We start from the raw sequence: 9484 nt of genomic DNA, 5'->3' as shown, positions 1-9484 counted from the left end.
GAGGTATAGCAACACGCTATGACAAGACCGATTGCAGCTACACCGCCAATTGGAACCTCGCCGCAGCCCTGATTGCTTCAAGATGAATGTCCACGGGCCCTAGTTGTTGCAATAATAATAGCGCCGGTCGGAACATCTTGGCATCCGTGCGGGGAGGCCATTGCTGTTGCTAACGTACGACTTCTACTATTCGGTTAACCTTTTAAAACTATCGCACTCAGGTCTACCTAATAATCGTGCGCCATCTCGAACATGTGAAAGAGGTGGGTATGGAGCCTGTTCGTTTGTCGGAGTGAAACAATATCAATTAAAAATGCGTATCGGGATATCTTTGAAACGACTTCAAAGGTACAAAGTAATTTCGACTTTCCCGCACCAGCTTGCCACGTGAACAATCATGAACACAGACGTCCGTCTTACCGTGTCGGTTATCATTACAGCACATGATGCCGCCGCGACCATTGCTGATGCAGTCAGTACCGCCTTGGCAGAGACTGAAACTGTCGAGGTGATTGTCGTCGATGACGCATCCCGTGATCGAACTATTGAGGCCGCTACATTAGCGGGTCAGGGCGACAGCCGGCTTACGGTGATGAGTTGTGCGATAAACGGTGGTCCTGCGGCTGCGCGAAACAGGGCACTGGAAATTGCCACTGGTGATTTTGTGGCGGTACTGGACGCAGATGATTTTGTCCTTCCCGGACGTTTTGCCCGCTTATTGTCAATTCCAGATGCGGATATGATTGCCGACAATATCGTGTTTGTCGCGGAAGATTCTTCGCCAACTGATTTGCCAGAGGTACCAACGGTCGATGCTGCCATAATCGATCTTGATCTTGCAGCTTTCGTGCGCGCAAACCATTCCGTGCGCGGCAGCAGTCGCCGAGAGTGGGGCTTTCTAAAACCTATCATGCGCCGCAAGTTTCTTCAAAGAAACAAGCTTTATTATGACAGTACACTGCGTTTAGGTGAAGACTACGACCTTTACGTTCGGATGTTACAATTAAATGCACGGTTCAAAATATTGACCCAAGTTGGATATGCCGCCCGCTGGCGTATGAATTCTTTGAGCTCTCGTCACAGCACTGCAGACCTGCATGCACTACATACTGCGGCGCGCGCTCATCTTAAAATGCAACAATTGAACGGCAACGCCCATGCTGCGCTGTCTATCCACGCCAAAGAACTGCATCGTCGATTCTTACTTCGCGATTTCTTGGACCGTCGGGCGAGACTAGGACGGGCAAGAGCCATATTGTCATGTTGTCAGTATCCGATGACACTTATGCCGATTACTCGGGGCATTTTATTGGATAAATTCGGGTTCAATAAAAGCGCGTCTGTTTCACGAGTAGGGCGCTTGCTAATTGAATAATAATTATAAAATACTATAACGCGAGAATTCCTTGGAAATAATTTCTGTCTAACTTCAGCGTCCGTGGGACAGATTTGAAAACCGGAGGGGTTATGGTTCATCGTAGCCTTTAAGAAGCGAAGAAAAAAAAGAAGCCCGGAACATCGAAGAATACGGCTGACAAGCCGGTCAGGAACATCCGCCGCAAGACCTGCCAGACCTATTCGGCGGCAGAGAAGATCCGCATAGTTTTGGCGGGCCTGCGTGGAGAGGAAAGTATCTTGGCACTCTGTCGCCGCAAGGGCATCGCCGAGAGCCTCTACTACAGTTGGTCAAAAGAATGCGTGGCCGACCTCACCTTCAAAAAGCGTCTGCTCAAAAAATCCATGACTGGGGCTGCTGAGTTCAAGGAATGAGGTATCCAGTAATTGCTCTGTCCCTGAAAACTGGACCGCTTGAAACTGGAGTTTTCTGCTCACATTCCCTGGCTGGGAGAAGAGCAAAGAATGATGAAAGCATCAAGGTTTATGGAGGCGCAGAAGGCGTTTATCTTGAAGCAAGGCGACGAAGGCATGCCGGTGGCCGAGATCTACCGAAAGGCGGGGATCAGCCAAGCGGTAATTCCCCCGTTTTTAATGGGGTACAGCCGTAGAATTCATTCGGCTGTTTTCAGTTTCATTGCGGGTGTGATCCCGCCGATGCCCATGTTGGGCCGTTCGTTGTTATAAGTCCACAGCCATTCAGTTGCCTGGTTCTGTGCCTCCTCGATCGTTTCGAAGATGTATTGGCTGAGCCACTCACCTCGAACTGTGCGGTTGTAGCGCTCGATGTAAGCGTTTTGCTGCGGCTTTCCGGGTTGGATGTATGCCAGAAGAACGCCCTGCTTTTCGGCCCACTCCGTGAGTTTTCCGCTGACATATTCGGGTCCATTGTCAATACGAATGGTTTCGGGTTTCCCACGCCATTCGATGATCCGGTTCAGGCTACGCACAACGCGTTCGGCAGGCAGTGAGAAGTCCACTTCAATGCATAAGCCCTCGGGTTGAAGTCATCCAGAACGTTCAGTGTCCGGATCGACCGACCATCAGAGAGCTGATCTGCCATAAAATCCATTGACCATGTTTCGTTGGGTCTGTCAGGCACTGCCAGTGGTTCGGGCTTGTCCCGCTTGAGCCACTTTTTGGGTTCTATGCGCAGATTCAGCTCCAGTTCGCAGTAGATCCGATACACCCTTTTATGGTTCCAGAAATAGCCCTGCACGTTGCGCAGATACAAAAAGCAAAGGCCAAAGCCCCATGTGCGCTTGTCCTCGGTCAACCGTTTTAACCAATCGGCGATCTCCCCGTTCTCATCGCTCAAGATGGGGCTATACCGATAGCACGTCTCGCTGATCTGAAACGCGCGGCAAGCCAGCGCAACGCTGATCCCAAGCTGTGCGACCGCGTTCATGGCCATCTCTCGTCACTGAGACGGCCTTAAGGCTTTTTTCCAAGGGCTTCCTTGAGCCACTCATTTGCATACTCATCTCGGCATCCATCTTCTTCAGCCTGCGGTTCTGCCCAGCCATGTCCTTCATCTCAGCGATGAGTGACGCGTCCATACCGCCAAATTTGGCCCGCCATTTATAAAAACTGGCGCTGCTCATCCCATGCTCCCGGCACAGCTCCGAGACCGGAACGCCGCCCTCCGCCTACTTCAACACAGCCATAATCTGCGCGTCGCTAAATCGTCCGTTCTTCATCGTAAATCTCCTCAAATATTTTGCCGGGAAAATTCAACTTTTGAACACCATTAATTTTAGGGGGGATTACCGAAGTGTACATGAGAAGCCTTATTATTAATCTCATAATACGTCGCTCTGACCAAATTTAAACGGTAGACATGTTTCTGGGCAGGCTAACTTATTTGTACGCTTGCCCTTTACGGCTTTCGACTCTACGCGTGCCTTGAAGCCCACATTATGGGTCTTGCATTTCTTCATTTCCCGACCAGCATAGACCGTAGCCTGATTAGCCTTAGTTTAGCTACATTGGCTTCCAGCTAGAAACGAGCGCGACAGATGAATAAATTCGACTACATTATCGTCGGAGCTGGTTCGGCTGGATGCGTTTTGGCTCGCCGCCTATCAGACCAGAAAAATCTGCGCGTGCTGCTGATCGAAGCTGGCGGAAAGAACCGTCACCCGTTCGTTTCCTTGCCAAGGGGTTTTCACAGGCTTGGTAAGAACCCCAATTATTTTTGGAACTATTTGGCAGCAGAAAAGGATGATGGTTCGAACGAAACGTGGCGCTATGGCAAGGGGCTGGGTGGTTCTAGTTCTGTAAACGGCATGTGGTACATGCGCGGCATGCCCCATGATTTCGATTATTGGGAAAAGGTAGCTGGGACAAACTGGAACTGGAATTCGATCGAACGTACCTACAAATTAATTGAAAGTTACAAAGAAGACGGGGCCCATATTTCGCGAGGGCAAAAAGGGCCATTGCAGATTACGCAAAGCTCGTATCGCTCTCCTGTAACCGCCGCAGCACTTTCTGCTGGAAAAGAATTAGGACTCAAGGTTCTTTCTGATATTAATGAACCCAACACCAATGGCATCGGTTATTCGCAGTTCACGATTGATCGAAGCGGACGTCGCGGGTCCAGCTATCGTGTCTTTCTCGAGCCAGTTAAGTCGCGCCGCAATCTTGTTGTTATGTATGATACAGAGGTAAAGCGTATCATTATCAATGATGGCCGGGCAACTGGTGTTTTATGCATCAATAACAATATCGAGTACACTTATGAATCTCGTTGCGAAGTAATTATCTGCGCAGGTGTTATTCAGTCGCCAAAGCTATTGCAGCTTTCAGGAATTGGACCTGCGAATGTTATTCAGCAGGCAAATCTTCGCCTTATGCACTTACTCGATACAGTTGGTAAAAATTTGTTCGACCACCCCATGACTAAAATTGTATACGAGTTAAATAATGACAAAAATATATACCAAGAAACTTCCTCCTATAAAAAGTATTTAAATATTATAAAGTATTATGCCTACCTTAAAGGTTTTATGGCGACATCTTCCGTTCCAATAACAGCAATGATTTCGAATAAAGCAAGCGAAGCATGGCCTAACATCCAACTAGGTATGATCCCTATGCTAATAGGTTCGGATAAATTTGTAGACGCATCTGCTAAAATCAGACATGCTCCACGGCCTGGTATAATGTTTATGGGTTTCGAGTTACGGCCCAGATGTCGTGGAGATATTAACATCGTTTCATCTGATTATCGCGCCGCTCCCAGTATTTTTATAAATTGGAAAGATAATAAGGAAGATCGTGAGGAACAAAATGATATAACAAGGATCATTCGCAGACTAGCCCGCAGCAGATCTCTTTCTTCTTTTTGTGGAGAAGAACTATCCGCAGTTTCCGAAAAACAGTCGACTGGCGATCCACTTACCTCAAGTGTTTTTGAAAGCGGGTCGCATGGGGGCGGGACATGTCGAATGGGCTATCAACAAACGGAAAGTGTTGTGGGACCCAATCTTCTAGTGCACGGACTCAAGAACCTGAGAGTCGCGGATGCCTCAGTTATGCCCTCACCCGTTTCGGGAAATACCAACGCAATTGTAATGGTTATCGGCTGGAAAGCTGCCGATCTCATTCTGGATCAACAAATTTGATCTTAACCGTTATGACCGCTTATGGGTAATCCCCCCATTTTTAGCGGGGTGCATCTGTAGAACTTATGCGGCCATTTTCAGTTTCTGGGCGGGTGTAATGCCGCCGATGCCCATGTTCGGGCGGTCGTTGTTGTAAGTCCATAGCCATTGCGTGGCGTGATCCTGGGCCTCCTTGATGGTTTCGATGATGTATTGGTCGAGCCATTCGTGCCGGACCGTGCGATTATAGCGCTCGATGTAGGCGTTCTGCTGCGGCTGACCGGGTTGGATGTGCTGGATCGAGATGCCCAGTTTCTCAGCCCAGATCAGCAGCCTGCCACTGATGTATTCCGGGCCGTTGTCGACCCTTATCGTCCTTGGTTTGCCACGCCATTCGATGATCCGGTCAAGGCTGCGGATGACCCGTTCGGCTGGCAGCGAGAAGTCGACCTCGATACCCAGTCCCTCGCGGTTGAAGTCATCCAGCACGTTCAGCAGCCGAAATGCACGGCCATCACCGAGGCGATCTGCCATGAAGTCCATGGACCAGGTCATGTTGGGCGCCTCCGGCACCGCGAGCGCATCGGGTTTGTCCCGCTTTAACCGCTTGCGGGGTTTGATCCGCAGGTTCAGTTCCAGCGCGCAATAGATGCGGTAGACCCTCTTGTGGTTCCATGGATACCCTTTGACGTTGCGCAGGTGCAGAAAACACAGACCGAAGCCCCAGGTTTTGCGGGCGTCCGTCAGGCCGACTAGCAGATCGGCGATCTCTTCGTTCTCGGCCTTCAACTTCGGGCCATAGCGATAGCAGGTCTCGCTCACCCCAAAGGCCCGGCAAGCCAGAGCAATGCTGACCCCCCGTCGCGCCACCGCGTTCTCGGCCATCTCTCGGCATTGAGATGGCCGGTCTACTTTTTTCCAAGGGCTTCCTTCAGCAAATCCGCCTGCATGCTCAGATCTGCATACATCCGCTTCAACCGACGGTTCTCATCTTCCATGGCCTTCATCTGGCTGATCAAGGACGCATCCATGCCGCCATACTTCGCCCGCCATTTGTAGAACGACGCGTTGCTCATGCCGTGCTCGCGGCACAGTTCGGCAACCGGCACCCCGCCTTCAGCCTGCCGCAGGATCGCGATGATCTGAGCCTCAGTGTATCTGCTTGTCTTCATTCGAATTCTCCTCGTTCATCTTGCCGAGAAAATTCTACTTTTGCAGCCCCTCAATTTCGGGGGGGATTACCCCAGGCATGGCCTGAGCACCGCTACGTTCTACAAACTGAAGGCCAAGTATGGCGGGATGGAAGTGTCCGAGACGGCCAGGCTGAAGGCGCTCGAAGACGAGAACGCCAAGCTCAAACGCCTGCTGGCCGATACAATGCTCGACAACGTGGTGCTGAAAGACTTGCTGGGAAAGAGCTGACGACATTGACGAAGCGGCGAGACGCGGCGCTTCAGGTGGTGCTGGATCATGACATCTCGCAGCGCCGGGCCTGCAGGCTTGTCGGTGTCGATCCCAAAACAGTCCGGCGTGAACGCCCGCCGGACTGTGCCGAGATACGCAAGGAGATGCTGGAGATCGCCGGCAAGCGGCGCAGGTTCGGTTACCGCCGGATCGGCGTGCTGCTGGAGCGCAAGGGCATGACCATGAACCACAAGAAGCTGTATCGCATCTACCGCGAGGAAGGGCTGTCCGTGAAAAGGCGGCGCGGTCGCAAGCGCGCACGTGGGACGAGGACGCCGATGCCGATCGCGGGACAACCCAATGCGCGGTGGTCCCTGGACTTCGTATCCGACAGCTTCGGCGCCTCGCGGAAGCTCCGGATTTTGGCGGTGATCGACGACTGCACGCGCGAGTGTTTGTGCCTTGTAGCAGACACGAGCCTGTCCGGCGCACGCGTCGCCCGGGAGCTCAGCGCTCTAGTCCGGATCTACGGTAAGCCCGGCTGCATTGTCAGTGACAATGGGACGGAGTTCACCAGTCGGGCCATGCTGAAATGGGCCGACGAGAACGAGGTGCCGTGGCACTACATTGATCCGGGTAAGCCGCAGCAAAACGCCTTTATCGAGAGCTTTAACGGCAGCCTGCGGGACGAGCTGCTGAACGAGGAGATATTCGACACCCTGGATGACGCACGGCGCAAGCTGGCCCTGTGGCGATACGACTACAATGCGGTCAGGCCACACTCGTCCCTGGCCAACCAGACACCACAGCAAGCGCGCCGGACGCTTGAGCAATTTGAGGGCTCCGCGCCCGGCGCGCTTGCGCCAGACCGAGAACCAGAATACCCAAATCCAACCTGCAGACTCTCGTTATGAACGAGGGACCGGCAGGGGGCAGGTCAGGCCATGATGACGAAACAAGAGGATTATCGGAATCCGGTGACGACGATGGCGTAGCGGAAATTGCGCGTCACGACGTCCCGGTAAGTCGGGGGTGTGAGGAGGTCACTGAACAGTAACGGCAAAGGATCGATCAGATCCGGGTCAGAGAAAGCAGCATTTGTGCAGGGGCCACGAGCTCGGTTTGTTGATATGCCTCTGGTCCGCACTTAGCATACTGGTCGCCGAAGCCGTGGCATGAGCCCGTCCGAGGAAAGGAGAAATCCGCTTGCCACCTGATTTGTGCAACAGAGCCACTAACATCCTACCATTTTAATAATCTTATTTAATACACGTCTTTGAATATAATTAAAAGACGTGTAATCGGCTGCGGCTTTTGATCGAATTTGCACAGCGGGCAATTTTTCGGCTTTAGAATTTTTTGACGCTATTTCAAATACTTGAAGCAAAGGACGAATACCTCCAACGAAATGGCCAGCAACAAGTTCGGGACTATAACTATCATTATTGCGGATTACACGCATCTGTTTGCCATCCCAAATTCTAGCGTCTCGCGTTCCTGCTAAGGCAGACCAGCATGTCTGCTCTAGAAACCATTGATGAGGTTCGTTTTGCTTATAGTCTGAACTATTTTCTATAAATTCAATTAACGTTTCTATCTGCCTAAGATCGTATTGATTTTTTCGCATCATCATCAGTCCCGCATTATAGCGATGGCGCAAACGATGCGGATTTGTATTCCAAGGCTTTAAAGAGTAGCTATCGGTTGTGTCCTGCAAAAACAACATGTCCGCAGAACTATCAGGCCAAGTGAAGGCGCCGCTAAATGGGCGAAAAAACAGAATGTCCGTATCACATAATACAATGTCTCCCGTAGCCATTAATGGGATATCAAACATTTTTTGGCCGGTAGGGGATCGATCGCGAAATGCAAGACTTTGTGGATAGCGGGAGAGCAATGGTCGGACGAAGTTATCTGCATCTATTTTGCTGACAATAGCAACATTCGGAATATTTTTTTCCAGTAATATTATATCTTCTGTCGTCAATGAACCATCATCATGCAATGTAATTTTTACTGGATCCGTACAGTAACGTATAAGAGATGATAAGCAATGTATCCCTAACTGCACATCTCGATGGCATATAAGAGCGCGAACGACAATGTCACTATTTATTTTTTGTGTGTTGTTTGAAAGTGGAAGGTCCATCGAATAGGTTCCCTTGAGCTTCAGCAGCACTTTTACGGCAATATATGTTAGAATTCTAGGTGTTTAATCCCGCGGTTTAATAGTGCGAACCTTTCAGGCTTGGAATGGAGCATTAGTGGCAAATTCTTCACGTGAACGCTACGACCATGCTCGGCTTCATCGCTGCAATACAGCGATCGCAAGTCTCTCTGGCACGGCTGAGCATAAAACTGAAGATCAAGCGAAAAACTGTCGCGCAGTAGCTTAAGCCTGCGACAGTCCAAGACTTGAATATCGCACCAAATTAGCCTCGTTTAACCGTTCTCACTGAAGCCGAGGAGGTAACGATTGTCGTATTTCGATGGCATACAGAGGTGATCCTGAACTTTTGACCAGTTTCCCGCCGGGCTAAGCTATAGCATGTGTTTCATATCATGCGGCGGCTTTCAAATGTTGATTATGGTTATTATAGGCTTCGCCTGGCGTCAGCAGCTTATGCGATGAGTGCGGGCGTTCAGCGTTGCAACAGGTGATCCATGCGCCGATCCCTTTGCGGGCCTTGGAGCCTGTCTCGAAGGCGTTCAAGTAGACGCACCCGTATTTCGCTGCGCGGTTTGTCGATCCATCGCCCGCGCCCGTCCGTCTAAATCCCAACCTACCTGCCGAGTAACACCCCGGTGAAATCGGTGCTGGTGAACTGCGAGCTCTGATCTGACTTGAAGATCCCGGGCACCCCATATTGAATCGCGCTGGTTTCACCGGAGACCTATAGCTTCATTTCACGCGACCATATCGAGCACGTCGCGCTGTGCATAGAAGTTCTCTTCAGCCTCTGCTTGAGGGATGTTTCCGATGGGCCCAAGCAGGCGCCGGTTGTTGAACCAATCGACCCAGCCAAGGGTGGCCATTTCCAGATCCTGCATGTTGCGCCATGGACCAGTTCGGTTTT

The 9484-nt window shown here is 51.0% G+C and carries 5 protein-coding genes and 4 pseudogenes; 4 read left to right on the top strand and 5 right to left on the bottom strand.

All coding sequences use genetic code 11. The features are described 5' to 3' along the window. The first annotated feature begins 397 nt into the window (after nucleotides 1–397). Together DWB67_RS17220 and DWB67_RS17215 are read left to right on the top strand one after the other, a co-directional pair. Complete coding sequence (locus tag DWB67_RS17220; RefSeq protein WP_119808781.1) at nucleotides 398–1375, top strand: glycosyltransferase family 2 protein; 978 nt, start codon at nucleotides 398–400, stop codon at nucleotides 1373–1375. Nucleotides 1376–1551: 176 nt separating this feature from the next. After that, nucleotides 1552–1749, top strand: a pseudogene (locus tag DWB67_RS17215) (transposase); the annotation flags it as partial. 260 nt (nucleotides 1750–2009) lie between these two features. Here the strand turns inward: DWB67_RS17215 and DWB67_RS17205 are convergent. After that, nucleotides 2010–3095 (bottom strand): annotated as a pseudogene (locus DWB67_RS17205) (IS3 family transposase). 318 nt (nucleotides 3096–3413) lie between these two features. Here DWB67_RS17205 and DWB67_RS17200 point away from each other — a divergent pair. Then, nucleotides 3414–5024 (top strand): GMC family oxidoreductase, encoded by a 1611-nt coding sequence (locus DWB67_RS17200; RefSeq protein WP_119808779.1) that lies wholly within the window; start codon nucleotides 3414–3416, stop codon nucleotides 5022–5024. Between the two features lie 63 nt (nucleotides 5025–5087). Here DWB67_RS17200 and DWB67_RS17195 read toward each other — a convergent pair. Continuing rightward, a protein-coding gene (locus DWB67_RS17195; RefSeq protein ID WP_119808778.1) for an IS3 family transposase occupies nucleotides 5088–6175 on the bottom strand; the annotation gives its coding sequence in 2 pieces (ribosomal slippage) (nucleotides 5088–5914 and nucleotides 5914–6175; 1089 coding nt in all). Nucleotides 6176–6248: 73 nt separating this feature from the next. Between DWB67_RS17195 and DWB67_RS17190 the strand changes: the two are divergent. Further along, a pseudogene (locus tag DWB67_RS17190) lies at nucleotides 6249–7321 on the top strand (IS3 family transposase); the annotation flags it as partial. 320 nt (nucleotides 7322–7641) lie between these two features. Here DWB67_RS17190 and DWB67_RS17185 read toward each other — a convergent pair. The 3 genes and pseudogenes from DWB67_RS17185 to DWB67_RS17175 form a co-directional block, all read right to left on the bottom strand. Next, on the bottom strand, nucleotides 7642–8586 hold the full coding sequence (locus tag DWB67_RS17185) for a putative nucleotide-diphospho-sugar transferase (protein WP_182911656.1): 945 nt from the start codon (nucleotides 8584–8586) through the stop codon (nucleotides 7642–7644). A gap of 381 nt (nucleotides 8587–8967) precedes the next feature. Next, on the bottom strand, nucleotides 8968–9273 hold the full coding sequence (locus tag DWB67_RS18725) for an integrase core domain-containing protein (RefSeq protein WP_119808776.1): 306 nt from the start codon (nucleotides 9271–9273) through the stop codon (nucleotides 8968–8970). 41 nt (nucleotides 9274–9314) lie between these two features. Further along, nucleotides 9315–9484, bottom strand: a pseudogene (locus DWB67_RS17175) (IS3 family transposase); the annotation flags it as partial.

Source organism: Paracoccus sp. JM45, assembly GCF_003590715.1.
Lineage (GTDB): Bacteria > Pseudomonadota > Alphaproteobacteria > Rhodobacterales > Rhodobacteraceae > Paracoccus.
The sequence above is the reverse complement of the archived record's forward strand: the minus strand, read 5'-3'. Positions and strand labels throughout refer to the sequence as shown.

What these genes read in the sequence shown, in the direction of transcription:
- DWB67_RS17200 (WP_119808779.1), top strand. Translation starts at nt 3,414, where the DNA reads ATGAATAAATTCGACTACATTATCGTCGGAGCTGGTTCGGCTGGATGC.
- DWB67_RS18725 (WP_119808776.1), bottom strand. Translation starts at nt 9,273, where the DNA reads ATGGGGTGCCCGGGATCTTCAAGTCAGATCAGAGCTCGCAGTTCACCA.
- DWB67_RS17220 (WP_119808781.1), top strand. Translation starts at nt 398, where the DNA reads ATGAACACAGACGTCCGTCTTACCGTGTCGGTTATCATTACAGCACAT.